Genomic DNA, 25,909 nt, shown 5'->3' on the forward strand with positions numbered 1-25,909 from the left:
GCAACGTCGTGTTGCTAGAAGTTTCTGTCCCACATGTGTCCGTGAAATGTCCTACAAGGGTTTCTCCTGGCACCATCGTTCCGTTAGGATCGTACGCACACGTTTGCGCGAATTCTGCGCAAGGGGGCACAGCGAGACGGAACTCATGCTGAACAGTAATTTGCTTCGCAAGCTCGACATGCAGGACTTGATGGTATTCGTCGCCGTGTACGAGCAAAGCAGTGTCACCGATGTCTCGGAAACCCTGTTCGTCAGCCAGTCCACCGTCAGTTATTGCCTGAAGAAACTGCGCACCAGTTTCGAAGACGAACTGTTCATCAACACCCGCACCGGCATGCGCCCGACCTACAAGGCCTGCAGCATGTATGGCCATGTGCAGAAAATCCTCGAAAGCATCAACCTCTGCCACGCCGGTGCCCCGGCCTTCGACCCGAGCCGGCAGGCGGTGACTTTCAACATTTGCGCACCGGAATACTTCGAACAACTGATTCTGCCGCGACTGTTGAAGCGCTTCGACTTCGATGACTTGCCGGTGATGGTCAACATGCACAAGTTTGAAACCGATGTGCCGGCCGAAGAGTTGCGCGACGGCAGCCTCGATCTGGTGATCAGTTTCGGCCCGCACTTTCACCGCCAGCATGCGGATCTGAAATCACGGATGTTGCTTGAAGATGACCTGGTCTGCGTCTTCGACAAACGCGCCACGCCACTGGAGCCGCGCCTGAGCCTGCAAGCATTCACCGAACGTCGGCATGTGTTCCCGACGCCGTGGACCTCGAGCACCAACATGGTCGACGGCTGGCTGGCGCGGCAAGCGCAAAAACGTCAGATTGTCGCGCGATCGAACAGCTACAGCGCCGCGTTGAAGATGATCACCGGCACCGACTTCATCCTCACCCTGCCCCGGCGTATCCAGCGTTTGCTGACCAACGACGCGGTGTTCAACCACTGCGAGGCGCCCAATGGCTTGCCGGGTTTCACCCTCGACATGCAGTGGAGCCAGAACGCCGATCAGGACAGCGCCAACGTCTGGCTGCGCGAGCAGGTGATTCAGGTGTGCAGCGAGCTGGAAAACGCCTGAGCGTCAGACGCCGATCGCGGCTTTGCTGTAGGACTCGCGATCGATGTCGAGCAGTTCGACACACAGTTGCACTTCGAGCCCGGCCGGCCATTCGCAGAGCTCCTGCAACACCGCCAGCAGGCTTTGCGAGAGCTGCTTCTTGATCTCCGCCGAGCGCCCGCTGAGCAAGGCCAGTTTCACATGGACGAAGGCGCGCTCACCCTGCGCCGTGCCGACCTTGAAGTTGTCGATCTTGATCGCGCGGCTCTTGATGTCGAACTCCGCGCCGAACTGACCGGAACCGACCAGCGTGTTGTTGAGCCGGATCAGGGCGATGTCAGCGTTCAACTGCGTCAGGTTGGCGGTGTATTCCATGTGCAGGTGTGGCATTGCGGATCTCCAGTCGGTGGGTGCGGGGGGCGTACATATACCACAGTCGGCTCAACGCATTCCCTGTAGGAGCTGTCGAGTGAAACGAGGCTGCGAGCTTTTGATTTTGTGTTTTTCACAATCAAGATCAAAAGATCGCAGCCTGCGGCAGCTCCTACAAGGGACCGTAGTGCTCAGCTGGCCGTTCACTCATGAATGCTTCGAGCCGCGAGCGCAGCCAGCGTTCGGCCGGGTCGCTGTCGACGTGGCTGAGCCAGACCATCGACAGGTCCAGTGTCGGCGTCTTGAACGGAAACGGTTCCTGGAACAGCGCCCCGGACGCCGCCATCGCCGCTGCGGTGTAATCCGGCAGGCTGGCGATCAGGTCGGTGCCGGCCAGCAACGCCGGCAGTGCGCTGTACTGCGGCACCGACAACACCACCTGCCGCGTGCGGCCCAGTTCCGCCAGCCACTCATCGGCGTAGCCACTGACATTGGCCGTGTGCGACACCAGCACATGCGGGCGAGCGCAATATTCGTCGAGGGTCAGCGGTGTAGCAGAAGCATCGGCACGCAGGATGCTCGGCTGGATGTGCCGCAGCAGTTTGCGTTTGGCGTTGGCCGGCAGGCCGCGGGTCTGGCTGATGCCGACGGTGATATCGCCGGCCGCCAACAGGTCGGGAATGCGCCAGTAATCGACATGCTGCACCACGAACACCACGCTCGGTGCTTCCTGGCGCAGCGCGCGCAACAGCGGCGGCAGCAGGCCGAATTCGACGTCGTCGGACAGGCCGATGCGAAAGGTCATGGTGCTGGTGGCGGGATCGAAATCGCGGGTCAGGCTCAGCGCCGCCGACAGTGAATCCAGTGCCGGTTTGAGATGGCGGTAAATGTCTTCGGCGCGGGCCGTCGGTTCCATGCGATGGCCGACGCGGATGAACAGCGGATCATTGAGCATCGTGCGCAAACGGTTGAGTGCCGAACTGATGGTCGGCTGGCCAAGAAACAGCTTCTCCGCCGCGCGGGTCACGTTGCGTTCGAGCATCAGGGTCTCGAACACCACCATCAGATTGATGTCGGCCTTGCGTAGTTCATTGCGGTTCATCCATTGCCCCTGCTCCTGGAATAGCGGCAGTGTAGAAAGGCGTTGGGGATGCCGTCCATAAACGTTTATGCAGCGGCTTTTGCAGAAACATTCGCGAACGATTGGAAACAAATCCCCGATAGCCAAAAAAACCCGCTGCGCTAGGCTTGCGTCGATGCGCCACACAGGTTGGCGCGCACATCCATCGCAGGGAGCGAACCCCATGTATTTCGAAATCTACCGACAAACCCGAGGCACCTCGAGCACTGGCAAAGGCCAATGGCGCTGGCGTCTACGCGCGCGCAACCACGAGACCGTGGCCAGTGGCGAATCGTATGTGAACAAGGCTGATTGCCTGCATGTGATCAATCTGATCAAAGCCGTACAGGGCGAGACGCCGATCAAGGAAATTTGAGCGACGCCCTTTTCATCTGCAAAGCGGCACCGTCTGTCGCCCTTCAAAGGGTTTATTTGAATGCTTGTCAGCGGTGTTCATCAAAGGTGCATGTACTGCAATTTTTGCTGCCATGCACCCAAGGATTTCAGCCATGTCCCATGAGCACCGCTACCTCGTCAGTTTCATCGTCGACAACCAGCCGCAAAGCCGCACGCTGATCCACGATGGCGAGACCCTTGATCCGGGTCTCGCTGAAACCCTGGTCAAGACCGCTTTCGCCGAATTGAAGACCGCTTCACTGAGCGACGTCCAGGTGCAGAAACGCACCAGGCCCGACGAAGGCGACAACGTCCCCGGCCACTATCAGCAGCCATGAGCCGATCCCGGGCCGCCACCATCCATCGATGCTGCGGAGGTTACGCGCCATGAAATCACTCGCCGCGATCTGCCTTGCGGTTTTGGCTATGAGCGTCCAGCCAGGCCATGCAGACACCATCGACGCCTTCATCGAAGAGGCGGCACAGCAAAGCCTGTTCCAGCACAACAGTTCGCGCATCGCCTTGGAAAAGGCAGCCTTGCCCGAAGTCAAAGCGTTCGCCAGACAAATGATCGCCGACCATGAGCGTTTCGATAAACAAATCAGGCAGCTGGGGCAAAGCCAGCAGATGGCGGTTCCCGCCGAACCCTCCGTGGCATCCAAAGCCAAGCAGCTACGCCTTGAATCAAGGGATGACTCCTTCGACCGCATTTACATCGACAGCCAAGCCGAAACCCTTGAGCAAAAGCTGATGCTGTTCAAGAAAGAAGCGCTGTCATCACAAAATCCGCAGCTCAAGGCTTTCGCCCAATCCGCGTTGCCGGACATCGAGAAACAGGCAAAAGCTGCCCGCGACCTGCAGGAAAAACTCAAGCCCTCCGCTGGCGCACTGAAATCCGTCAACCCCTGACCAACCGGGGGAACAATCAAAGCTGTAATAGAACCACGGCCACCAGTACGGCAATTACTGCCGATACCGCCAGCACTTGGGTCGAAGTCAAGGCCAGCGCCGCGTCCTTTGAGCGGCCGATAAAGCGGCCACGGGTCTGATGCCGATCCGGCTGCGCTTCGAACAGGTTGTCCGGGTGCTCGTTGTCTTCAGGCTCATTGGTCTGCTGACCGGACCATGCACTTCGCGCCATCAAACGGTCGAGCAGGCCGGGCATAACCGACTGGCCGACAATCGCTTTGATCGTCGACCACCCCAGCCACAACTCTCGCGGCGGATGCTTTGCCACACTGAAAATTGCCCGTGCTGCCACATCGGGGTCGTGAATCGGTGGCACCGGTTGTGGACGCTTGGGCAATTTGTTGCGTGCCCAATCGAACTGCGGGGTATTGATCGCCGGTAATTGCACCATGCACACGCGAATATGGCTGCGTTCATGCAGCAACTCACAGCGCAATGAATCAGTAAAACCGCGCACAGCGAACTTCGCCCCGCAATAGGCGGCCTGCAACGGAATGGCGCGATAGGCCAGTGCCGAGCCGACCTGGATGATCAGGCCCTTGTTGCGCGGACGCATCAACGACAGCGCCGCCAAGGTGCCATGAACCGTACCGAGATAGGTCACCTGAGTGACGCGCTCGATCTCGGCGGCGGACAATTGTTCTATCGGCGAGAGCACCGTGACCATCGCCGCGTTGACCCACACCGCCAGCGGCCCAAGCGTGGCTTCCAGTTGCTGCGCGGCCTCTTGCACGGCGAGCGCATCGGCGACATCGACGCTAACCGTTTCGACCTGAACGCCATACGCTTGCAGCTCTGCTTGCGTGGTGGCCAGTCCCGCCGGATCACGCGCCAACAGGCCGATGCGGTAGCCCCCAGCGGCAAATCGATGAGCCACCGCGCGACCCACGCCAGCACTGGCGCCGCTTATCACCACCAAAGGTTGCTCCTGCATGAACCGTTCTCCCTGATGCTCAGTCGATCGGCCCGATGTTGATCATCAGGTCATCGCCCAGTCCTTGCACCTTGGCCAGTACGTCCACCGGCGTTTCGCTGGAAAAATGCACAACATAGCCCATGCCGCTGCCGTCCTCTTCGATTGCACTGACCCACGACTCCACCTCGTCAGCGTCCAGTCCCAGCGCCTGGCCGAACTGGCGGTTGCGGTGATCGGAATCGGTTTCGTCCATCGGATAATCACTCATAGCAAACATCTCCTCGGGGATCGTCCCCTCACTGGTTGCTCAATGTGGTCTTAAGGATGGACGCCGAACGTTCACTGACAGTTCGTTTTTTCAGCCGAGCATCGAGCGCAGCTTGCGCAACAGATCCACCGGCGCGTAGGGCTTGGCGATCAATTCGAACTCATTGTCAGCCAGCTCATTGGGCGTCGACTCGTCCGCGCAGTAGCCGGTCGTCAGCAGGATCTGCATGGCCGGATAGCGCTGGCTGATTTCCCGCGCCAGTGCCAGCCCGTTCATCTCACCGGGCATGACCAGATCGGTGAAGACCAGCTCATAATCGCTAGTCTGCAACATCGCCAGTGCCTCGTTCGCGTCTGCAGCGATGGTGGTCCGGTAACCCTGTTCGGACAGTACGAAGCGCGCCAGTTCAGCGACTTCGGCGCGATCCTCGACGATCAGGATGCGCTCCGTGCCCTTGAGGTTTTCTGCGGTTTCAGCGGAGCCAGGTGTCGATAGCTGACTGTCATCCGCCGGGAAGAACAGGCGCACCGTGGTACCGAGCCCCGGCGTCGATTCGATTTTGACCACGCCGCCGGATTGCTTGACGAAGCCATAGACCATCGATAGCCCGAGGCCAGCGCCGCTACCTTCCTCTTTCGTGGTGTAGAACGGCTCCATGACCTTGTCGAGATCGTCGGCGGCAATGCCCACGCCGTTATCGGCGATCGCGATGCAGACGTAACGCCCCGCCGCCAGTCCGCCCTGATGTGGATCGGTCGCGTCCGGGGCAACGACGTTGCGGGTCTGCACGGTGATCACCGGCTGTTGCTGCTGCCCCAACGCATCGCGGGCATTGGACAGCAGATGATTCAGCGCCATCTCGGCCTGCGCCGGGTCGAGCCGGCAGTTCCACAAGTCCTCGGCCAGTTCGAATCGCGGTTCCAGATCGGCGGATTCATGCGTCGGCAGCGTAGAGCGCTCAAGCAAGGCATTGAGATTGATCACCCGGCCTTCGAGCCGTTGTCGGCGGGAGAATGCCAGCAGATGCTGGGTCAGCAAACGTGCTTTTTCCGCCGCCGCGCGAGCGTGGCCGGCGCCGACCACGATGCGTTGCGGATCAATGCTCGGCCGCTTGGCGGTGTGCTGGATCAGCTCGATGTAGCCGATCATCACTTGCAACAGATTGTTGAAATCGTGAGCGATGCCACCGGTCAACTGGCCCAGCGCTTCCATGTTCTCGCTGTAGCGCAAACCGTCCTCGGCGTCGCGTCGGCGGCTGACGTCCATTTGCGAGGCGAAGAAATACACCAGTTGCCCGCGCTCGTTGAATAGTGGCGCGATAAACAGCTCGTTCCAGAACGACGAGCCATCCTTGCGATAGTTGAGTACCTCCACGCAGGTTTCGTGTTGATGTTTGAGCGCTTGCTTGACCTGTTGCAAGACGGAACGATCAGTCTGCTCGCCTTGCAGAAACCTGCAGTTGCGCCCGAGCACTTCTTCCAGCTCGTAGCCGCTGAGTTCAAGAAACGCATTGTTGGCAAAAATGATGGGATCGTCGGGCTGCGCTGGATCGGTGACAATCATGGCCATACGGCTGACCTGCACCGCCGCGAAAAACACATCTTTGCGTTCTTGCGAAAGGGTCGCCGCATCGGCGCGGTCGACGATCGGCCTGGATTTTCTGGGCAAGTTGGCCTCCGCTAAGTGACTCCGTTTCGCTGTGACCATCATCAGCGAGCGAAGTGCCAAGGCCGCACACCGCAACGGCGGGTGTCCGATGAATTGTCCCGGTACTTCGATGGATCCGAATCGCCTCGCTGATTGTCGAAAGCTCACCGAGAACTGCACGCAATATCTGAAATCCGATCCGCCAGGGAGAACCACCGTGGATTTGTTGTTTCTGGGCACGTCTGCCGGCGTGCCGACCCGCCAGCGCAACGTCAGCGCAACAGCATTGATCGCCTCTGCCGGCAAGGGCTGGTACCTGATCGATTGCGGTGAAGGCACTCAGCATCAGGTGCTGCGCACGCCGCTGTCACTGAGTGAATTGCGGGCGATTTTCATCACTCATGTGCACGCCGATCACTGCCTGGGCTTGCCGGGTCTGCTGGCGAGCACCGGCATGTCCGGACGCACGCGGCCGCTGGACATAATTCTGCCGGCGGCGCTGCAGCCGTGGCTGAGAATGAGCCTGGAGGTGACGCAATCGCATCTGCCTTTCGAGATCAACCTGCACGCTGTGGAAACGCTTACCGAATGGCGCAACCTCAACGTTCAGGTGCAGACCGTCGAGTTGTCCCACCGTGTGCCGTGTCATGGTTATGTCTTCACCGAGTCCGACCCGGAACCACGTCTCGACGTGCAGCGACTCGACGCTGAAGGCATCGAACGCGGCCCGCTCTGGGGTCAGTTGGCCCATGGTCAGGACGTGGAGGTTGACGGGCGGATGCTGCACGCTCGCGATTATCTGCTGAGCGCGCGACCTGATCGGCGCATCATCGTCTGCGGCGACAACGATCGGCCGGCACTGCTGGCAGAAGTGGCGCAATCGGCGGACGTGCTGGTGCATGAAGCGACATTCGTGCAGGCAGCAATCGACCGCGCTCGAGCCAGTTACGGCCACAGTAGCGCCGCCGCTGTCGCCGGTTTCGCCGAATCCGCTGGGGTGCGCAACCTGGTGCTGACGCACTTCAGCGCACGCTATCAGGCCAACCCGGCGGTGAGTCCGTCGATCGAAGATGTGCGCAGTGAAGCGGCGGCGCTGTATAACGGCCAACTGATTCTGGCGCGGGATCTGCAGCGCTATCACTTGGACCGGCTGGGTCATTTGCAACCGGTGGAGATCGAGCGCAAGCCGCTGCAGGTCGCACCGTAATTTGATAGCGCGTCCGCCCGTCTGGCAGGCGGACGCCGGAGGGCATGGTTACTTCTTGGCTTCTTTGTCCGGATCCGCCGAGCGTTCGAGAAACGCGTCGGTCAGTTGCGGCAAATGCTTGAGCAGCCATTCAGCCATGGCCACTTCCTGCGGCAGAATCTGTTCGCAGGCCTTCTGCGTCTGCGTGTCCCCCGCCGCTTTCGCCGCTGCGATCAGCACGGTATAGCTGGCGACCTCCATGTTTTCGAAAACGTAGCCGGCCATGGCGCCCTTGATCACTTCATCGCTCATCAAGGAGCCGCCAACAGCCTGACCGAACGCCATCAATTTGCCGCCCAGGTCTTTCATCGTCGAGGATTCACCGCCCAGACGTTGCAGGCATTCGTCGATGAGTTTCTGCTGGCCAAGGGTTTCTTCGATGTGCTGATCGATGCGCGCCTTGAGCTGCGGGTAATGTTCCAGACGCTTGGATTGTGCCTTGAGCATTTGCTCGGCCTGTTGCTCCATGGCATGGGCGTCACGCAGCCAGTCGAGCAGGTTTTCCTGTGGAGTAGCCATTGTCGAGTCCTCTTCTGGATGATTTCACAGTGATCAACCGGGGCGCGCCGCCTGATGTCCGGCGCGCCCCGCGTGCCTTACAAACCAGGCTTGGCCTGCACGCCGGAGCCCAGATCCGCACCGGTGACCGGCTCGCTGTTGGGGTCGGACATGGTGCGCATTTTCATGTTTTCCAGCAGCGTTTCGTCGGCGCTGTCCAGTTGCACGGTGGCCAGGCCATCGCCGCCGTCGACCGCCGGCGTTGGGCTTTCGACGAACTCCCAATCGTCGCCCTGATTCCACGGGCCGCGCATGCTTTCAGTGCCTTGTGACATGTTGAAGTAGACGTTGGTGAACTCAGGCATGCCGGGCAGCTTGCCTTGCGGGAAGTTTGGCTGAATCGAATGCAGGGCTTTTTCGAACGACAACTGGTGGGCGATCTCACGGGTCATCAGAAAGCCCAGTGCCTCTTTCACGCCGGGGTCATCGGTCACGTTCATCAAGCGCTCATAAACAATCTTCGCCCGTGCCTCAGCAGCGATGTTGGAACGCATGTCGGCGGTCGGCTCACCGATGGTATCGACGTACGCCGCCGTCCATGGCACACCGGCAGAGTTGGTCAGCGGCGAACCGGCACCGTAGAGCAGGCTGGTGATGTGCGAGTCATTGCCGTTGCCATTGAGCGAACGATACAACTCGCCCTCCTGCTCGACGCCTTCGGCCATCCGGCCTTTCGCGCCCTTGTTGAGCATGACGATGATCGAGCCAATGATTTCCAGGTGGCTGAGTTCTTCAGTGGCGATATCCATCAGCAGGTCTTTGCGTCCCGGATCGTCCTCGGCCAAGGCTTGAGTGAAATAGCGCGAAGCCGCCGCCAGTTCACCTTGTGCGCCGCCAAACTGCTCGAGCAACAGATTGGCCAGCCCCGGATTGGGCTCGGCGACACGAACGGTGTATTGAAGTCGCTTGTTATGTAGAAACATGACAAATCTCCTCAGTCGGGTAAGCGTGGCAAGTTCTGGGTAAAAGTTTGCCTACCCTTTTGTGAAGCATTGTCGTTGCGGAAATTTCAAAAAATTTGCGGTGACAGGACAAATGGTTTGAACCGCGCGAACAAGCGAAACGGGGCTATACCGCTGGGGATATTCGCACTGGAATGACCGGAACTTATGGCCGGAATCGAGTCTCCAGCGCGCGATTCGATTTCCAGCGCCGCGATCACTAACGCAGCAAATGCACCACCAACCCAACCAACGCACAGCCCAGCAACACCTGAATCACTCCGCGTTTGAAGCGAAACAGCGCAATGGCCGCCGCAATGGCGATCAACGCCGAGGGCCAGTCCAGGCTGCCGCTGAAGCCTTGCGGCCAGAGCACGTGGTAGCCGAAGAAACACGCCAGATTGAGAATCACCCCGACCACCGCAGCGGTAATCGCGGTCAGTGGGGCGGTGAATTTGAGTTCGTCGTGCGTTGACTCCACCAGCGGGCCGCCGGCGAGGATGAACAGGAAGGAAGGCAGAAAGGTGAACCACGTCACCAGTGCGGCAGCGACCGCTCCGGCGAGAAACACCTGATCGGCGCCGAACACCTGCGTCACATAAGCGCCGACAAAACCGACAAACGCCACCACCATGATCAGCGGCCCGGGCGTGGTTTCGCCCAGCGCCAAGCCGTCGATCATCTGCGTCGGGGTCAGCCAGCCGTAGTGACCGACCGCACCTTGATAGACATAGGGCAGCACCGCATAAGCTCCACCGAAGGTGAGCAGCGCTGCCTTGGTGAAGAACCAGCTCATTTGCGTCAACGTGCCCTGCCAGCCGAATAGCGCGGTCAATACCCCCATCGGCAACGCCCACAGCGCGGCGCCAATCACGGCGAGCGTGGCCAGTTTCGTCCAGCTGAAACGGGCATGGGCTGGGGTTGGCGTGTCGTCGTCGATCAACGCCGTGCCGAAAGACTTCTTCGCTGCGCTATGCCCGCCGGCCCTGAATTTCTCCGGCGCCAGGCGACCGCCGAAATAGCCAATCACCGCCGCGCCCAGCACGATCAACGGGAACGGCACATTGAACGCAAAAATTGCGGTAAACGACGCCGCCGCAATCGCCCACAGCCAATTGTTCTTCAGCGCCCGCGAACCGATGCGATGCGCCGCCTGCACGACAATGGCCGTCACCGCAGGCTTGATCCCGTAAAACAGCCCGGCGACCACCGGCACTTCACCGAAGGCGATATAGAGCCACGACAGGAAAATCAGGATGAACAGCGAAGGCAACACGAACAACGCCCCGGCCACAATCCCGCCCCAGCTCCGATGCATCAGCCAGCCAATGTAAGTCGCCAACTGCTGCGCCTCAGGCCCGGGCAGCAACATGCAATAGTTCAAGGCATGCAGAAAACGCCGCTCGGAAATCCAGCGTCGCCGCTCGACCAACTCCTGGTGCATGATCGAAATCTGCCCGGCCGGCCCGCCGAAACTGATAAAGCCCAGCTTCAACCAGAACCAGAACGCCACGCGCAGACTCACGGCCTGCGGCTTCACATCGTCATCCCCCGCCAACGGCTGAACTTCACTCATCGAGCTGTTCCTTTTATGCAGTCGGCAGGTTGTACCCGAAAAGCGTAACGAACAAAACGCCAGAAACGAAAAAGCCCCCGTAATCATCAATGATTACGGGGGCTTCGTCTTGTTCAATAATGGCGGAGAGATAGGGATTCGAACCCCCTCTGGACTCTCTATAGGCCGCTGCAGCCCACCAAAAACGGCGCTTTCGTTCTTTACCGCAGGCGTGGGGCGGGCCTAAGCGGCCTCCCATATGCCCTAATTTTGCCCTAAACAGGTATGACGGCTTTCGGCCAAAAGCGGACTTTCAGCCTGGTCGGACTCTCGCTCCAAAGCAGTCGATCGCTAAAGCAATCGGCCTGACCGACCACATGCACAAAAGGTATACACCATTCGGTCTGGATGCCGCATATAGGCAGTACGTCGGTCGGCTTTCAAATATTCTCTGCGAGAGATTTCCTTCCGAAACGTACAAATTCTTCATACAATTTGAAACAGGTCGTTGAAAGCCCATTCAATTCATCAATTTTTTCGTCCACATGCTTAGGCCAGTTGTCTGTTCCTCGATACGCATCTGGAATACAACTAAAAACCGGACCACCATTTAAATCGTATGCACCCATAGATAGCTTGTAGTTAAAAGTATAACAAACCTCCCATAGCTCTCTTCTCATACGCTCCAGGTCAGTATTCAAGAACTCACGCTCGACCGTATCCCACTCGTCGACAAATTTTTCAAGGTTTGCCAGCCTGGTTATATTGAAAGAATTTGAAAAATCTTGCTGTCGCAGCATATCTATTGAACCAGAATTACTGGGAAAATCTTCAAGAAATTTTTTAAATAATTCTTTATCAATCTGGTTTGATTGTCCGTTGGCACGGGGCAAAGAAGATCGTTGCTCTTTGTAGACTAGATAACGATTAGCGATATTGTGCAACAATGCACCTATTATAAGTGCTACTCCAACCCAATAGTCGGCGGCGTCTGGTTTCAGCTCAGCTAGAGTAAATCGGCTTCCTGAGTTTAGGTTTGCCGAGTCAATCAACCAATTATAAATTATAAGTTTCAATGGGGTCGGGGTCAGTATGACCGCTCCACCTATCCCAGCCACAAACCACGTGAGCTTATTCGTGAAGTCGGGAAACAGGAATTTCTTGCCATATTCTAAAGCGATGTCTTTCAATTCTGATTTTGCAAACACTGAAACTCGCCTTTTCTGAAGTGAGAATATTTTGAAACCGGATGCTGTCAAAAAACACTGAAATTTCACCTCAGGCTACTGTTTAGTAGCTAACGTGTCTACTGGCGATCTAAGGGCCGCTTGGGAAATCTGGTTTAGCTGGGACCATAACTCGACTTGGGGGCTTTAGCATAGGTGAAATCTTGTAAATCACCCTTTCCTGAAAGTCTTTAGCTTGTTCTTTAACCTGAAGGTCCAATTATGTAATTTTGTGTAAGCCTTTCCGACCACATGAGTTCCAATAATCCCGCTGTGAAATATATCGACATTTTTATAATTCTCGTAATCTCCATATGTGTAGCCGACGCGCTCTACTATCAAGGTGTTGTCAGTGGAGTCCGTTACGCACCCAAGAAATTTTTCTAGTTCGTCTACAGAAAGAAAATTATCGACCTTCACCGACTTGTCGTTTATTGAGTAGGTATTTCCACGATAAAGGAAATGCTCCCCGGGGCTTTCCTTATTATTTCCATCAATTACTACAAATTGTAGCGCGTCGCTGTATTCTTTACCCTTGTAGTATTTACGTACTGGCCGTACAGGAATGATAAAATTGTTTCTCAGCGACTCAATATAGACATTCCAGAACTTCTTGTAATTTCTGACCTTTGAAAGTCCCTGGGGTGTAGCTATTACAAGTGTTTTACAAATTCTTCTATCACCCAACAGAGAATCCAAGTCGACTTTAAAGGTTGACGAAATATAGCCAGAAACGCCCTCCCTTAATTCTATTTTAATAGTTTCAAAAGGAGCAATTATTCTTGGGGAGCTGTAGTAATCAACGAGCTCAAGGTAAATGTTGCTACCAACTCTAAGGTATATATAGCTAATAGCGGCAGCTTTATCTTTTTTATTTTCAATAATTATTTCAGAAACATATCTCTGCTTGCTCCATACACTGCTGGACGTTGAATATACGCCATAGAATTTCGTACCTTTTTTCAGAAAAAATTGGTATCCGGTATATATCAGTGCGATCATAGCTACTACAAAGGAAAGAACTGCAATAGCAAGTGATGAAATGGATACCAATAAGTTTAGCAAATCTGTGTTGCTTAACTTTGACGGTTCTATTTCCATTATTCTTATAAGTATGTCTTTTAGCTTTTGCATTGGTTTCCTTACGCTATAGTTTCGGTCGGAAGAACCCTTTCGCTGTAGATCGTCTTAGTCTGATCCTAAGCTTTGGTATTCTCCGCTGGAGCATCATAGCCATCGTGAGAAATTGTTTCATCTGATCCTCGGCAAGCTTATTGAAGATCCCTTGACACGTTTCTAGACGTCTCCTTAAGAAATCAATGTAGCGCAACACGCTGCAGTACGGCGCTCCTTAGGACCTTCACCGGTTCTGATAATAATCTGGCGAAACGTGCTGCACACGTCTACACCCTTCAATGCGTATTGTTGCGCTACTAGAAGCATCTATTGAACACGCGCAGCCTCACCCAAACGTCCGCTTTTGGCCGAAAGCGGCCATTGGCGTAAGGCATTTGAGGTTGTTAGAAGGGGTTGGTTTAGGCTCATAGTGTTGTGAGTTCGAAACTCTCCTTCACCGCCATATTCAGTAAACGCAAGCCCCTGATTTTCCTAGAGAAAGTCGGGAGTTTGTGGTTTTTGGTGTCCAAAAAATGGGCATATGGGACAGATCTGGGACAGATGCGCCATTTCGGTGCGGAAATGAGCCTCTAGGATTGAGTGGCTGAGCTACGCTGTATTAGGGGCGCAAATCAGTCTTTCCGAATCTTTGATCCAAGGACGATCAGCATGCCAAGTAATGCAGATTCCAATATCACCACTGCCGATGCGCTGACACTGTTGTTGCACAACCAGCATGCGCTGGGTGCGGCGATAGAAGAGATTACCCAGTGGATATCGGGAGCTGGTGCAGATGATGTTGCCGATAACGCAATCGTGGCCTTGGCAACGCTGGACACTAACGCAGCAGCGATCACAGACGCGATCATGCGGCTACGGAAGTCTTAAGGGGAGGTCTTGGCTGGCGGCACGCGGGCTAAATGCAAGTTCAGTCCCACGAGCTTCAGTAGCGCAGCTCAGCGTACACCGTCGCAATCTAGACATGAATCCGGCTGGCCAGCTTTCTCTGGCCTTAGAGTCACACTACGTGCTTACGTGACGACGTGAAATAAGCCGTTCCATCGCTGATCGCCGGGATGACCCCAGCGAACACTGCGTCAACGATGAGCTGTCGGGTAGCCTTCACGTCGAGCGTCTTTCCTTTGTTCTCGCGCATGAACTCGCGGCTAATGAAATAGCGGCCACAGGCATCACATTCAATATTCACCCAGTCGCCTACCAGAGATCGACGCTCCGCGTTTTCCCAACAAATCCAGCACATACATTTCATAAATTGCCCTCCGTGACCAATGGATTGCGCCAGAAAAAGGCTGGTTCAATTCAGAGGGGCGACTGGAATGACCGTCGGTCGGGTTGAAGTGCGCAAATGCGCGAGACACTAATTATGACCTATTGCGGCTATTGGCCACTAGTGGATAGAACGCCGTTTATGTTCAACAGGCCCCCACACTCTTGCCAGGTTCGGGGACCTTTTCGTGGGGCAATGAAAACCACTTCTCCCTAGGCTGGACTACCATAGTCCCACCGTCTGGTTTGTTACCGTCACCCTCCTCCAGGAAAGGATGCTTATGCCGTACGTCTACGAAGGTTCGGCCACCGTCACCGTGATGGCCCGCTATCTCGGCCTGGAACCCGCCGAGCTGACCACCCTTGAGTGTGCGGTGCGCCTGCTCAACGCTGGCCCGGGCCGCGTGCGCGTTGAACTGCAACATTATCTGCAAGGCCCCGCGCGGGCCAACACAGTGCGGGTCATGCTGCCGCACGGGATGATGGTGCAAGGGCCAATCGTCGACGGCAGCAACGAACCTACCGGCGGCTGGCTGCTGATCAATGTCGAGCAGTACGACTTGGCATTTGAGCCACCGGGCGCTTCGAAGGGATGGCAATGGCAATGATCAAGCATGAGGTGCTGGCCGCACTCAACCTGCCACGCTCGGTTCATGCGCAGGCACTGAAACTGCTCACGGCCATCGCCAACGCCAGCACCGTGGCTGACACACTGCACGCGGCCGACCGTGCCGAGGGTTTCACCTTGGGCATCGAAACCGTGAAGGCACTTAACCCTGGGGTGATCGAAAGCCTCTACGTGGCGTTTGATCACGCCTCACAAGCGCGTCAACAGGAACTGAACGAATGATCGGTGACGGCATTCATGAAGAGGTGCTGCGCGCCTTGGTTGAACAACATGCGGTGCGCGAATGCCTTGTGACCAGGATCGATGGCGGCTCCGACTGGGGGCTGTCGATGCGCCTGGGCGGCAGCGGCGCACGCTGGGTGCCGGTGCGCTCGCGGCGTGAGCGGCTGCGCACCTGGGCCAGCCTGACGGCGGTGGGCCGTTTCGCCGACAGCATCGGTCTCAAGGGTTTCACCGTGGAGTTATGAGCGGTTTTTGGCTGTGTAATCGGCCCATCGGTGGCGGCAAAGCGGACACCGAGAATCACTCCCCTATGATCTGAGGCATCGTCACCCTGCTGTCTTGCAATTCTTTCATCCGCAAATTCTCGCCGCAGTCTGGAACATTTGGCCGACGCTTTTGATCCACTTATAAAGACAGAGCGTACGAGTGACATGGATACCGTGAGAGATATCGTAGTGATCGGTGGATCGGAGGGCAGCTTCGGCCCTCTTCGTCAAATCCTTTCAGGATTGCCTGCAGACTTCCCTGCCGCCGTATTGATCGTTGTGCACACAGGCTCCTCGAGCCCCAGACTGCTTGCATCGATATTCGATTCTTGGTCAACCTTGCCCGTTGCCTATGCAGACGAAGGCGTCCGCGTCGAAGCGGGTCGTGTCTACGTGGCCCCGCCAGGACGACATCTTGAAGTGGTTGAACCGGGGCTTATGCATCTCAGCGATGGACCGAAACTGCATTTCTCCAAGCCTGCCGTGGATCGGTTGTTTGGCACTGCCGCGGCGGTGTTTGGAAGAAGAGTCATCAGCATGATCCTTTCCGGTAATGACGGAGACGGCGCCGCCGGGGCGGCCGCTGTGCGGGCGGCCGGTGGGGTCAGCCTGGTGCAAGACCCCGGCGATGCGCTGGTGTCCAGCATGCCGATCAGGGCAATTGAGAAAGATCATCCGAACAGCTTGGTTCGCACCGACGCGCTACGGGAAGCACTGATCCATTGCGTCACGCCTCTCGAACTGGAGCGAACGGCCGCGGGTGATAGAACTTCGTCTGTCGACCGCTGACTGGTCGCTATCTTGCTCACCGCGAACACAACTGACCTACCGATGGCGTTAATGATCGTCGGACAATTTCTCTGAATTTTCTTCAGCGCGCAAAATCACTTATTCATGAGCAATAGGAGGTCTCGTGAAGCCAGCTGATTTGTACGTCATCGATTATCAACTCCACGGTGAGCCAAAAAGCTTCGTCATCAGAACGAAGCTGATGAACAACGCGGAGGCCTGGCAGTGGGCGAGCTGTGATGCGGGCCTTGCTCCGATACCCAAGCCGGGGCGTCCACCACTGAAGCGTTTTTCTAAACCGATGGCGGAGCGTTTCGGCGTGACCGACGTGAAATGGCGGGCGTCGGTCACAGTCGTCTGGGAGGAAGATCATGCGTAAATGATCGAAGTTGAGTTTGTCACTCAGCTACGGTGGTGATCCCGTCAACCGCTCGGCCGTCGAGCACAGGCATCGGGTCGATCTGAATGCCTGGAAGGATGGAGACCCACGCGGCATAGGCTCGCTGCTGTCGAACCAACGCTTCTTCCCATCGACTGCCACTGACTTCGTGCGATACGACCAGCATCATGAGGTGATTGGTGGTTGCATCGAGGTCGAGCAACAAGTGATGGGCATTGAATCGAAAATCATCAGTCGAGAGCATGGAGTCACACTGTATGGATGGAGGAAGCACACATCTCTGCTCCCACATGACATCATTATGACACTATTCAAAATATACGACTGCTCGGACCGACAACCGGTTGCTAGGGTAACTGACTGTCAATCCAGCGTTCTGCGGCCGCCATCGCGTCAGCAAGCGCACAGGGATAATCCGGCCATGGTCCTGGCAGCTCGGCGACCGTGTCGGCGAGACCATGTACCCCGCTCTCCGCCAGCACATGCGCCGCTGTCGGCGATGGATCGTTTGGCCTGTTCCAATCAAATTTTACGACCAGCTTATGGCCGCGATATTCATGCGTGATGGGAACGTCTAAGCCATGGGACATCTGTCGAACCCTTTGCCACTGATCAATGCCTTCGAGTTTTAACGCAATTGAGCCAGCAGCACTATCGTGGCGCTTCGCTATCGGAGCGGAGTGCGCCACCCCGCTCCGGACGGAGTAAGTAAGCCCGAGACGCCTCAAAACAAGCCGCCCAACGATTCTGGCGCCCAGTTCATGATTACCAGCTCACCGCTGACCTCGGCTTTGCCTTGCCGCTGGTTGGTTGTGGTGTAGCGGATGTCTAAGGTTTCGAAGTGGAAACCGTCGAACACACGGCGGATATCCGGATGGTCGTTGATGCTGACCATGACTTTGCCTTTGCAGCGGCGCATGAAGTCGGCCATCCGTTCGTAGTTCTCAAACGGAAAGTCCACGCCATAGCCCGCGGTCTGCCAGTAAGGCGGATCCATGTAGTGGAAGGTGTGAGCGCGGTCATAGCGTTCAGCGCATTCAAGCCAGGGAAGGTTTTCGACGTAGGTGCCGGACAGGCGCTGCCACGCGGCCGAGAGGTTTTCCTCGATGCGTAGCAGATTGATAGCCGGGGCAGTCGTCGCCGTGCCGAACGTCTGCCCCGAAACCTTGCCGGCAAAGGCATGGTGCTGCAGGTAGAAGAACCGGGCGGCGCGCTGGATGTCGGTGAGAGTTTCAGGGCGGGTCATCTTCTGCCACTCGAACACCTGTCGCGAGCTGAGCGCCCATTTGAACTGGCGCACGAACTCTTCAAGGTGGTTCTGCACGACGCGGTAAAGCGTGACCAGGTCGCCGTTGATGTCGTTCAGGACTTCGACCGGCGATGGCTGGGGCTTCATGAAGTAGAGCGCGGCACCGCCGGCAAAGACTTCAACGTAGCATTCGTGTGGCGGAAAAAGCGGAATGAGGCGGTCGGCCAGGCGGCGTTTGCCGCCCATCCAAGGAATGATGGGTGTAGACATAAAAAGCAAGACCTTTACTGTATGGATAAACAGGTGCTAGGCTCGCCGCGCTTTGTGCACGGAGCAAGAGCCTTGGCTGGACTTGCAGGGACCATCTGCAGGGACGGCGGTCGATCCGGATGTTGACGCATCCGGATCGACCGCTCTTTTTCACTTCGGTGATGAGACTTCTTTGGCGTATGCCTGACAGGCCTCGAGGGCAATCAGCCCCCGGTCGCCGTCATCGGTGACGCCGATAATTCGTTGAGCATGCGCTGGGTCAAGTTCGGCTCTTGTGGGGCCATGAACCACGCCGCCGGTGGCGGTGGAGGCTGGCACCGATCCGGTGCCGGCGCCGGTGGTGGCGTCGAGTAGGACTGACAAGCGCAGATCAGCAGTGGCAAGGCGGTCGCGCAGGCGACCTTGATCACGTTGGGCATCACTCAAGGCTCGGTAATGGGTTTGTTCGCTGGTAGCCAAGCGCTGCTCGAGCGCAAGGCGTTTGTCCTGTTCGGCACGCTGCTGCGCAACCGTGGCCAGGGCCAACTGGTTAATGGTTTCGGTGTGGAGTCGGGCTTGCTCTGCGAGCTGTTTGCCGTAGCGCCAATCTTGGACTTGCCAGGTGATGGCCGCAGAACCACCGACCAAGGCGACCAGCAGCACGCCTTTTGCCAGCAGCCGATACGGCGCCGGGATCAGTTCGCCGAAACGCATAGCACCGCCCTCGCCCGCCCCCACAACTCCAGCCGATCCTGCAGGCCGTTGAGGCCGCCGTTGATCCTGCGGGTGATCGTGTTGAACTCGTTTTGATCGGCCAGCGCGTTCAGCCCATTCACGGACCAGAACCATGCAGCCGACTCGGCGGCCCACTGCGGCAGCTCCAGCAGTTGAGGCATGCGTAGTAATCGCTCGTCACCGAACAACGCCAAGCTGCAGCGCAGGTAATTGTCGTGGCCAGTGACCTGAATCAGGCCGCGACCGCGATAGCGCTGACCATCACCATCCGCTTCCGGCGTATTGCCCAGTTTCGCAGCCAGGTCGCCTGTGTCGTATTTGCTCAGGTACTGATCGCCGCCCAGTTCCCGGACGTACTGCAGCTGACCCGACTCGTGACCGACTTGCGCCAGAAAAGCGGCTTGGCGTTTCGACGTATTGATCTGCCGGTGGACCATGGCTGCGTTGAGGGCGGATACAAAAACGCCCGCTTGGCGGCGGGCGTTGGGCATGATGCTTTGCAGCTGTTGCTCAGTGATGGACATACAAACTCCAGACGTAAAAAAACCGCACTCAGGCGGCGATGGGATGCGGTTATTGCTTCTTGATGTTCACCACCTTGAGCGGTGGTTTCGGCCCTTTCTTTTTCTTGCCCTTGGATTTGCCGGCTTTGCCGGCATTGCATTCGACCGTGGTCGACCAGCCGGACTGGGTGAACACCTGCTCGACCGAAGCCGCCAAGTATTCACCATCAAGCCCTACCTTGAACCCCTGAGCGATGATGGGACGCTCGGCGAAGATGTCCGTGCGACCGGGCATCTCAAGCCGCACATCGGCGGTCGAGCGGTTGAACGCTGAGAGACGGGCCTTGGCGGCCGCTTCAGCAGCCGTCTTGTTTGGATAGATATGGCGGTCGGTATGCACTGCCGGCAGCCCGTCCGGAGCATCGTCGTTTTCGATGGTGACCACCGCCAATTTGCCGTTCTTTTTGTCCTGATGCTTAGTCGCCACCGCCTTGTGTGAGTTGCGATCACCGAGACTGAATTGCCAGCGGCTAAGGTCACTGCGGGTCAGCGCGATAGCGCCAAATGCTTTGCCGCTGGCAGTCTGACCACCTTGGCGCGGCATCACCAAAAGCTTGCCGTCAGCGACCTTGGCCGTGCAGTCGTACTGCTTGGCCAGACGCGTGATGAAATTGAAATCGGACTCATTGAGCTGGTCGACCCGAGCGACCTTGGTCGACACCGGACACACCGGCGTCCAGCCATTGCGCGCGGCGACGTCAGCCACGATCTTCGACAGAGGCACGTCTTCCCAGCTTCCGCTACGGATGGTTTTGCCGCTGCCACGCATGTCGCTGGCCTTGCCCTTGATCACGATGGTATCCGGCGGCCCTGACACCTCGACCGTGTCGACGGTGTAACTGCCCATGCGTGCTAACGTCGTTTCGGCATAGCCCAGGTAGATCTCGATTGAGCTGCCACGCCGTGGCAATTGCACTTGTCCGCCACGGTCGTCGATGCGCAACTCAAACTCGTCGGACTCCATGCCCGGCTTGTCAGAAGTGCGCAGCAATAACAGCCGATCATTGATCTTGGCCGTGACGTCGGCCCCATCGGCGACAATTCGAAACATCGGAGTCATGGTTTTTTCCAATAAAAAACCCGCACAAGGCGGGCCAGAAAAACAAGGTGTCGTTACGCGTAACGCGACGCGGCGCGGCGCCGGCGAAGGCATCGCCCCGGGTCAATCCCACAAGCTGACGCCTTCACTTGTCGGGCCGGGCAGATCCGGCAGGACGATAATCACGCCCGACCGGAACGGCTGAGGCTCATCGGCAAGCCCTTGATTGGCATCGAGCACGGCCTCGACGCTGCCATTAAGATGGCCGTAAACGTTGTTGCAAATGACATCGAGCATGTCCCCCTCAGACGTCCTGCATGTCGTCGCCATAACGCTCAAACTCCAAAGTAAAACCCTGTTTGCGAGCAATCCCACCATGCAGCAGCGCGGACTGTTCCTCGTTGATGTTTTTCAGGCACCACGTCCCGATCACCTCGCCATAGCCCGTGGTCAACGTCAGCGGTTGTAGCCTGGCCCCAATGGAGCGCAGGGTGTCGAGTTGCTTCAATCCACCCTTGAAGCCCGGGTAGATCGTGCCCTTGAGCGTCAGTTTTTCATCACCCATGCCGATGGCTTGCTTCGCCGGCCGGCGCGTCAGCCGCTCCTGCGAAGCCCAGCGGAATTCGGTTGAACGGCTCAGCTCATCAAAGGCTGCCGTGTCCAGGTTGAAGTAGTACGGCTCAATTTTCGGATCGCGCGGCTGAATGATCATCAGGTGCGGGAACGGCTTCACCGCCTCCGGCGCCGGCGTGGCTTCCCCAGCAAAGGAACTGGTGGGCACGATGTTAGCGAGCGACGGACTGACCTTGCCGGCGACGTTGTTGATCGCCGTGGCCGCCTTGCCCGCCTGTTCCTTCAATGTGCCCAGCCTCTCCTGCACTTCGGCCGCCGCCCGAGTGGCGCGGCCGTACACCGCCGCCACCTGACCGACCTTGGCCTGAGCCGCGTCGACGCCGCGCATCACTCGCTGAAGTTTGGCGCCGATGGCCGGACCTACAAACGGGATGTTTTCCAGCTCGGACGCGGCACCGGTCAGTTCGCGGATCGCGCCATTGACCGGGGACAGCATGCCATCCGCGCTACGCCGCCCGGTTTCCGCCGCATCCACCAGATACTTCAGACTTGATTGCATCTGCTCCATGTAAGCCATGAAACCTCCTTAAACATGGGGTTCGTCGTACAGCTTGGCGGCATTACTCCTCGCCGCGTCCGCCATCATTCGCTGCATGTGCGGCATCAGATCCTGCGCCAAGGTTTGCGGGTCTTTGACATCGCCCTGTACGGTCACCGGCATACTCAGCGAATACTCAAACTTTTGATCCACCTTGGCCGGCTCCGCCTTCGCCGCCTCCTTGGGCTGAATGGCCAGCGCCGCCGACTTGAGCGGCGCCGTCACTGCCATCGAGCGCGCAACATCCCCCAGCACCGGGCCTTGCTGGGCCGCTGACGCCATCATGAGCGGCGTGGTCGGCACCGGCGCCTTTGCCGCTTGTTCGGGCTTTTCATCCTCACCGCCGAACAACGACTTACCCAACGACCCGCCCAGGACCGCACCGCCCTGACTGCCCAGATAGGCACCGATCATCCCGCCGATAGCGGTGCCGATGATCGGCACAACCGAACCGATGGCGGCGCCTGCTGCTGCACCGGCCATGGTGCCGGCCAAGTTGCCAGCGGCCGAACCGTAACCTTCGGCTTTTTCGTCCTTGGTCTTGGCGTTTTGAAAGGTTTCAAAAGCCATCGCGCCGGACTCCAGCAGCGTGCCGCCAGGAATAACCTTGGCCACCTTGCCCACCTTACCGACGGCTCCTGCGACGACGCCGAGCTTGGACAATGCCCCACTTGGAACGGAAGGGACCGATGGCGATGGGATCGAAACAGGGGGACGCGGAGGCGGAACAGATGGACGTGAAACCGGAACAGGTGGACGAGACACAGACGGGCGAGGACCTCTCGAACTCGGCAACGACCGGCGCCGAACGCTGCGCCTTGATCCACGTCCGCGTCGACGCGATTCGCCCGGCGCATCCACCCCGCCACCCATAGCGCCGGCATTGATGACGAAAACCTTTTGGACGCCGTCGTTACCTGCATCATTTGCAGCACCAAGGCCACCGACTGTAGCCGCATCCTTGACCCGCGAAACAACATCCAGGCCAGTCGCTACCAGATCAAGCTCACCGGGATTTTTATTGCGGGTTTCGCTCCCACCCCGACCACCGTGCGACCCACGCGCAAGGTTTAGCAGCCCCTTGCTGATCTTGATCGTGCTGAAGATACCTTTTAAGGCGATCAGCCCCGCCCCGACCGTGGCCATACCGGCTACTACCCCGGGCGCGCTATCCGTCAGTGACGTAATACCTTTAGTGACCTTGGTCAACGACTCGGCCACGGTGTCCGTCACCGGGCGCAGCGCATCGCCGATGCTGCGCATGGCGTCGTCCATCGACTGGGCCATTTCCGCCCATTTCTGCGATGACGACTCACGCCGCTCGGCGAGGTTCTTGTCGAGGATTCCGGTCGCGTCACGCGAATCGTTTTTGAGCTGGCTGTACAGCGCCTTGTTCTGCATGTAGGCCGACAGTGCGGCCTTGACCTGCATGTCGGCGAACAGGTCGCCGGTGCGCAGGGATTCTTCCAGCGAGGCCATCATGGCCTTGGCCTTTTCAGGATCGGCTTGCTCGCTGATTTTTGCCGTGGCCTCGGCCATTTTCGCCGCACGCGCCGGATCGGTCGCCTGAATGTATTTCTGAGCCAGCGCCATGCTGGTCTCAAGCGTCGACATACCGTTCTGCAAACCGGTCTGCATCGATCCCTTGTAATCGATCCCAGCTTTTTCGTAAGCCTTGACCGTATCGGTGGAACCGATTTTGCCCATCCAGTTTTTCAGGTTGTTGGCCGCTTCGTCCGAACTGCCGGCCTGCTTCATCTGGACCTGCAACATGGCGCCCAATTGCGTCACCGCATCCAAGCCGGTGATGCCGTTGCTGGCCATGTTGGCCAACAGCTCCGGGAACCACTTGGCCATATCGGCCGCTTCAAAGCTGCCCGCCTGCCCTTGGTAAGCGATCGCTTCCAGCGCCTGCTGCATCTGCTTGGGGTCGGTGATCTTGGCGTTCTGTCCCAGGGCGTTGATCATTTTCGCCGTGTCGACGCCGCTGGATCCCTGCCCCACGACAAACTTGGCCGCGACAGGCGCATACTCCAGCGCCTTGCTCAGTTCCATACCGGCACCGACCAACTGATTGACCACGTCGGCCACATCGTTGCGCGCCATGCCGGTGTCGCGTGAGGTGTCGATGATCTTGCGCGACATCTCCTGCTCTTGCGGCTTGTTGGCAATGCCGGCCTTGATCGCGATATCCCGCACAATCGCGCCAAAATCCGCGCTGACCTTGGTCGGTACCGCCATGGCGCCGACACCGATCACCGCCGCACCGACAGCGCCCTTCATGCCCTTTACACCAGAATCAATCTGCTGATGACCTTTGGCTTTCAGCTCGGCCTTGTTGGCCGTCTGCCCCATCGAGCGATAGGCTTTTTCCAGTCGACCGACCTCGACCCCCTGCTTTTTCAGGCTGTCGAGGTTCGAGTTCAGACGGTTGAGTAATTTGGACGCACCGGCAGCGCCGGTATCGTGAGCCTTTTTCCATTCTTCGCGCAGGCGGATGGTGTCGCCAATCGTGCGCTGCAGAACCCGCGCTTTGTTGCCTTCTGCCTCGAGGCGCTTGATGCGCCCGGTCACGTCCTTGAACGCAGCGCCGACCGTGGAACTGACGGCGCCGCCGATCACTAGCCCGAGGGCGAGTTTGTTTGCCATGTCATGGCCCCCATGTGCCCAGCACTACCGATGGCGGCTCAATCCGTGAGCCACCAGACCATATCCGCGAACGGCATCGACTGGATCTCGGCGGCGGAAAATCCGGTTTCCGCCGCCAGACGTTTCGCCGCCGCCTTGATCACGCTAGGGTTAAAGCCCGTCGTCGTTGTCCATGCGAAAATAGCCGGCCTGCAAGCGGTTAAAATCCACCAGCTTCAGCCCCTCCAGATCCGCGACAGGCGCACCGGACAACGCAGCAAACAACACCAGCTCGCGCTGCTCATCATCGCCACCCACCTCACGATTGGCCGCTCGCACGTCGCCCACGGTCGGTGAACGCAAGGCCAGCTTGTCGACGGTCACGCCGTTGATTTCGCTCGGGCACGACAGCGTTACCAGCACCTGATCGGTGGTCAGCGACAGCCATGCCGGCATCGAGTCCGAATAATCGGTTTTCGGTACCAGGTGCGAATACGCCGTTTGCACACGGCGATAATCCGTCAGCTTGAGGCCTTCCAGATCCTTCAGTCCGACTTCGGCGAGACCGGCGAACAGCATCAGTTCGCGCTGTTCATCATCGCCGTTGGCAGCACGATCAGCCGCGCGCACTTCACGCACGGTCGGATTGCGCAGGTTCAGCGTCTCGACGTCGATGCTGTTGGCTTTGGTCGGGCGGGTCAGCGTCACGACCGCGCCGTGCGCGCTGAGCGACAGCCAGGCGGGCAGGTTTTGAGCGATTGCTTGAGTCATCTGGATCTATTCCTTACAAGCCGAGCGCGTTGCGCACTTCGAGCAGTTGGTCTTTGCCGTCGATCACCTGGATGCCGGCGACCATGTCGATCTCGTACATCAGGCGCCCGTCGATTTCGAGCTTGTAATACGTGACCGCAACGGCGTGTTTGATCTCGGCCGCATCACCGGCTTTCCAATCACCCAGATCGACCTCTTTGAGCCGACCGCGCAGGGTGGCAACGACTGCCGTTACCGCGCCCTTCTGGCCCTTGAAGGCACCACGGAACGTGGCGTTGAACGCCGTGCCGTCAGCCAGGCCGAAGTACTTCAGCGACTCGCGGCGCACGCCCTTGGTGACAAATGAGGCTTCCATTTTTTCCAGTCCCTGATCCATCTCGATGGGACCGGCCATGCCGCCCCCACGATATTCGTCGGTCTTGGTGGTCAGCTTGGGCAGCGTCAGGCTCGGCACGTCGCCGGAGAAGTTCACGCCGTCGACGAACAGGTTTGTGTTGTACAAAGTCTGAGGAATCATTGGTT

32 protein-coding genes are annotated in these 25,909 nt (G+C 57.9%); 11 read left to right on the forward strand and 21 right to left on the reverse strand.

Annotation, left to right across the window (positions count from 1 at the left end):
• The first annotated feature begins 145 nt into the window (after positions 1 to 145).
• Positions 146 to 1,081 (forward strand): LysR family transcriptional regulator, encoded by a 936-nt coding sequence (locus AC0IXA_RS07385; protein WP_024012014.1) that lies wholly within the window; start codon positions 146 to 148, stop codon positions 1,079 to 1,081.
• A gap of 3 nt (positions 1,082 to 1,084) precedes the next feature.
• Here AC0IXA_RS07385 and AC0IXA_RS07390 read toward each other — a convergent pair whose 3' ends face one another.
• Complete coding sequence (locus AC0IXA_RS07390) at positions 1,085 to 1,450, reverse strand: 5-carboxymethyl-2-hydroxymuconate Delta-isomerase (RefSeq protein ID WP_016771238.1); 366 nt, start codon at positions 1,448 to 1,450, stop codon at positions 1,085 to 1,087.
• Positions 1,451 to 1,604: 154 nt separating this feature from the next.
• Positions 1,605 to 2,534 carry a LysR substrate-binding domain-containing protein gene (locus AC0IXA_RS07395; protein WP_471812391.1) on the reverse strand — a complete coding sequence of 310 codons (930 nt, stop codon included), beginning with the start codon at positions 2,532 to 2,534 and terminating at the stop codon, positions 1,605 to 1,607.
• 202 nt (positions 2,535 to 2,736) lie between these two features.
• Between AC0IXA_RS07395 and AC0IXA_RS07400 the strand changes: the two genes are divergently transcribed.
• The 3 genes from AC0IXA_RS07400 to AC0IXA_RS07410 all read left to right on the forward strand — a co-directional run bounded on the left by AC0IXA_RS07400 (position 2,737) and on the right by AC0IXA_RS07410 (position 3,857).
• Positions 2,737 to 2,928 (forward strand): YegP family protein, encoded by a 192-nt coding sequence (locus AC0IXA_RS07400; RefSeq protein WP_341638725.1) that lies wholly within the window; start codon positions 2,737 to 2,739, stop codon positions 2,926 to 2,928.
• 133 nt (positions 2,929 to 3,061) lie between these two features.
• A complete protein-coding gene (locus AC0IXA_RS07405; RefSeq protein WP_071174681.1) occupies positions 3,062 to 3,286 on the forward strand; it encodes a hypothetical protein in 225 nt (74 codons plus the stop codon).
• 49 nt (positions 3,287 to 3,335) lie between these two features.
• A complete protein-coding gene (locus AC0IXA_RS07410; protein WP_341638724.1) occupies positions 3,336 to 3,857 on the forward strand; it encodes a DUF4142 domain-containing protein in 522 nt (173 codons plus the stop codon).
• Positions 3,858 to 3,873: 16 nt separating this feature from the next.
• Here the strand turns inward: AC0IXA_RS07410 and AC0IXA_RS07415 are convergent, their stop codons facing one another.
• The 3 genes from AC0IXA_RS07415 to AC0IXA_RS07425 all read right to left on the reverse strand — a co-directional run bounded on the left by AC0IXA_RS07415 (position 3,874) and on the right by AC0IXA_RS07425 (position 6,769).
• Positions 3,874 to 4,851 carry an SDR family oxidoreductase gene (locus AC0IXA_RS07415; RefSeq protein ID WP_341638723.1) on the reverse strand — a complete coding sequence of 326 codons (978 nt, stop codon included), beginning with the start codon at positions 4,849 to 4,851 and terminating at the stop codon, positions 3,874 to 3,876.
• Positions 4,852 to 4,870: 19 nt separating this feature from the next.
• On the reverse strand, positions 4,871 to 5,101 hold the full coding sequence (locus AC0IXA_RS07420) for a hypothetical protein (protein WP_071174678.1): 231 nt from the start codon (positions 5,099 to 5,101) through the stop codon (positions 4,871 to 4,873).
• A 90-nt stretch (positions 5,102 to 5,191) separates the two neighbouring features.
• Positions 5,192 to 6,769: a histidine kinase famiy protein gene (locus tag AC0IXA_RS07425; protein ID WP_341638722.1), complete on the reverse strand. Its 1,578-nt coding sequence runs from the start codon at positions 6,767 to 6,769 to the stop codon at positions 5,192 to 5,194.
• Between the two features lie 196 nt (positions 6,770 to 6,965).
• On the opposite strand from AC0IXA_RS07425, the gene AC0IXA_RS07430 reads away from it, so the two are divergent.
• Positions 6,966 to 7,955 (forward strand): ribonuclease Z, encoded by a 990-nt coding sequence (locus AC0IXA_RS07430; RefSeq protein WP_460154280.1) that lies wholly within the window; start codon positions 6,966 to 6,968, stop codon positions 7,953 to 7,955.
• A gap of 48 nt (positions 7,956 to 8,003) precedes the next feature.
• Here the strand turns inward: AC0IXA_RS07430 and AC0IXA_RS07435 are convergent, their stop codons facing one another.
• The 5 genes from AC0IXA_RS07435 to AC0IXA_RS07455 form a co-directional block, all read right to left on the reverse strand.
• A complete protein-coding gene (locus AC0IXA_RS07435) occupies positions 8,004 to 8,513 on the reverse strand; it encodes a ferritin-like domain-containing protein (protein WP_024012005.1) in 510 nt (169 codons plus the stop codon).
• A 77-nt stretch (positions 8,514 to 8,590) separates the two neighbouring features.
• Positions 8,591 to 9,475 (reverse strand): manganese catalase family protein, encoded by an 885-nt coding sequence (locus tag AC0IXA_RS07440; RefSeq protein WP_341638720.1) that lies wholly within the window; start codon positions 9,473 to 9,475, stop codon positions 8,591 to 8,593.
• A gap of 238 nt (positions 9,476 to 9,713) precedes the next feature.
• Positions 9,714 to 11,069, reverse strand: coding sequence for a chromate efflux transporter (gene chrA / locus AC0IXA_RS07445; protein ID WP_341638719.1), 1,356 nt, complete (start codon positions 11,067 to 11,069; stop codon positions 9,714 to 9,716).
• A gap of 419 nt (positions 11,070 to 11,488) precedes the next feature.
• Positions 11,489 to 12,256, reverse strand: a complete 768-nt coding sequence (locus tag AC0IXA_RS07450; RefSeq protein ID WP_471812396.1) for a hypothetical protein — start codon at positions 12,254 to 12,256, stop codon at positions 11,489 to 11,491.
• A 189-nt stretch (positions 12,257 to 12,445) separates the two neighbouring features.
• The gene (locus AC0IXA_RS07455; RefSeq protein WP_471812398.1) at positions 12,446 to 13,408 is read right to left on the reverse strand and encodes a hypothetical protein; all 963 of its coding nucleotides are present in this window, start codon (positions 13,406 to 13,408) and stop codon (positions 12,446 to 12,448) included.
• A 651-nt stretch (positions 13,409 to 14,059) separates the two neighbouring features.
• Here AC0IXA_RS07455 and AC0IXA_RS07460 point away from each other — a divergent pair.
• Positions 14,060 to 14,278, forward strand: coding sequence for a hypothetical protein (locus AC0IXA_RS07460; protein WP_471812400.1), 219 nt, complete (start codon positions 14,060 to 14,062; stop codon positions 14,276 to 14,278).
• Between the two features lie 130 nt (positions 14,279 to 14,408).
• Here the strand turns inward: AC0IXA_RS07460 and AC0IXA_RS07465 are convergent, their stop codons facing one another.
• Complete coding sequence (locus tag AC0IXA_RS07465) at positions 14,409 to 14,660, reverse strand: hypothetical protein (protein WP_471812402.1); 252 nt, start codon at positions 14,658 to 14,660, stop codon at positions 14,409 to 14,411.
• A gap of 298 nt (positions 14,661 to 14,958) precedes the next feature.
• On the opposite strand from AC0IXA_RS07465, the gene AC0IXA_RS07470 reads away from it, so the two are divergent.
• From AC0IXA_RS07470 to AC0IXA_RS07490, 5 genes are all read left to right on the forward strand, one after another.
• Complete coding sequence (locus tag AC0IXA_RS07470) at positions 14,959 to 15,285, forward strand: hypothetical protein (protein ID WP_073472976.1); 327 nt, start codon at positions 14,959 to 14,961, stop codon at positions 15,283 to 15,285.
• Complete coding sequence (locus AC0IXA_RS07475; protein WP_256674760.1) at positions 15,276 to 15,527, forward strand: hypothetical protein; 252 nt, start codon at positions 15,276 to 15,278, stop codon at positions 15,525 to 15,527. The genes AC0IXA_RS07470 and AC0IXA_RS07475 overlap by 10 nt, the downstream gene beginning before the upstream one ends.
• Positions 15,524 to 15,772 carry a hypothetical protein gene (locus tag AC0IXA_RS07480; protein WP_471812405.1) on the forward strand — a complete coding sequence of 83 codons (249 nt, stop codon included), beginning with the start codon at positions 15,524 to 15,526 and terminating at the stop codon, positions 15,770 to 15,772. Before AC0IXA_RS07475 ends, AC0IXA_RS07480 begins: the two co-directional genes overlap by 4 nt.
• 186 nt (positions 15,773 to 15,958) lie before the next feature.
• Positions 15,959 to 16,582 (forward strand): chemotaxis protein CheB, encoded by a 624-nt coding sequence (locus tag AC0IXA_RS07485; protein WP_471812407.1) that lies wholly within the window; start codon positions 15,959 to 15,961, stop codon positions 16,580 to 16,582.
• Between the two features lie 124 nt (positions 16,583 to 16,706).
• Positions 16,707 to 16,961, forward strand: a complete 255-nt coding sequence (locus AC0IXA_RS07490) for a DUF6555 family protein (RefSeq protein WP_073472985.1) — start codon at positions 16,707 to 16,709, stop codon at positions 16,959 to 16,961.
• A 19-nt stretch (positions 16,962 to 16,980) separates the two neighbouring features.
• Here AC0IXA_RS07490 and AC0IXA_RS07495 read toward each other — a convergent pair whose 3' ends face one another.
• The 10 genes from AC0IXA_RS07495 to AC0IXA_RS07540 form a co-directional block, all read right to left on the reverse strand.
• The gene (locus AC0IXA_RS07495; protein ID WP_083613239.1) at positions 16,981 to 17,226 is read right to left on the reverse strand and encodes a hypothetical protein; all 246 of its coding nucleotides are present in this window, start codon (positions 17,224 to 17,226) and stop codon (positions 16,981 to 16,983) included.
• A 480-nt stretch (positions 17,227 to 17,706) separates the two neighbouring features.
• Positions 17,707 to 18,501: a DNA adenine methylase gene (locus AC0IXA_RS07500; RefSeq protein ID WP_197892242.1), complete on the reverse strand. Its 795-nt coding sequence runs from the start codon at positions 18,499 to 18,501 to the stop codon at positions 17,707 to 17,709.
• 150 nt (positions 18,502 to 18,651) lie between these two features.
• A complete protein-coding gene (locus AC0IXA_RS07505) occupies positions 18,652 to 19,194 on the reverse strand; it encodes a lysis system spanin subunit (RefSeq protein ID WP_471812410.1) in 543 nt (180 codons plus the stop codon).
• Positions 19,176 to 19,739 (reverse strand): glycoside hydrolase family 19 protein, encoded by a 564-nt coding sequence (locus AC0IXA_RS07510; protein ID WP_471812412.1) that lies wholly within the window; start codon positions 19,737 to 19,739, stop codon positions 19,176 to 19,178. The genes AC0IXA_RS07505 and AC0IXA_RS07510 overlap by 19 nt, the downstream gene beginning before the upstream one ends.
• 49 nt (positions 19,740 to 19,788) lie before the next feature.
• Complete coding sequence (locus AC0IXA_RS07515) at positions 19,789 to 20,838, reverse strand: phage late control D family protein (RefSeq protein ID WP_471812414.1); 1,050 nt, start codon at positions 20,836 to 20,838, stop codon at positions 19,789 to 19,791.
• A 102-nt stretch (positions 20,839 to 20,940) separates the two neighbouring features.
• The gene (locus AC0IXA_RS07520; protein WP_471812416.1) at positions 20,941 to 21,147 is read right to left on the reverse strand and encodes a tail protein X; all 207 of its coding nucleotides are present in this window, start codon (positions 21,145 to 21,147) and stop codon (positions 20,941 to 20,943) included.
• Positions 21,122 to 21,967, reverse strand: coding sequence for a phage tail protein (locus AC0IXA_RS07525; RefSeq protein ID WP_471812418.1), 846 nt, complete (start codon positions 21,965 to 21,967; stop codon positions 21,122 to 21,124). The genes AC0IXA_RS07520 and AC0IXA_RS07525 overlap by 26 nt, the downstream gene beginning before the upstream one ends.
• Positions 21,968 to 21,976: 9 nt before the next feature.
• Positions 21,977 to 24,637 (reverse strand): phage tail tape measure protein, encoded by a 2,661-nt coding sequence (locus AC0IXA_RS07530; protein WP_471812420.1) that lies wholly within the window; start codon positions 24,635 to 24,637, stop codon positions 21,977 to 21,979.
• A gap of 150 nt (positions 24,638 to 24,787) precedes the next feature.
• Positions 24,788 to 25,387, reverse strand: a complete 600-nt coding sequence (locus AC0IXA_RS07535; protein WP_136494152.1) for a phage tail assembly protein — start codon at positions 25,385 to 25,387, stop codon at positions 24,788 to 24,790.
• 13 nt (positions 25,388 to 25,400) lie between these two features.
• Positions 25,401 to 25,904: a phage major tail tube protein gene (locus AC0IXA_RS07540; RefSeq protein ID WP_064364595.1), complete on the reverse strand. Its 504-nt coding sequence runs from the start codon at positions 25,902 to 25,904 to the stop codon at positions 25,401 to 25,403.
• Positions 25,905 to 25,909: the final 5 nt, after the last annotated feature.

The sequence above is a fragment of the Pseudomonas sp. AC083 genome, from assembly GCF_979253165.1.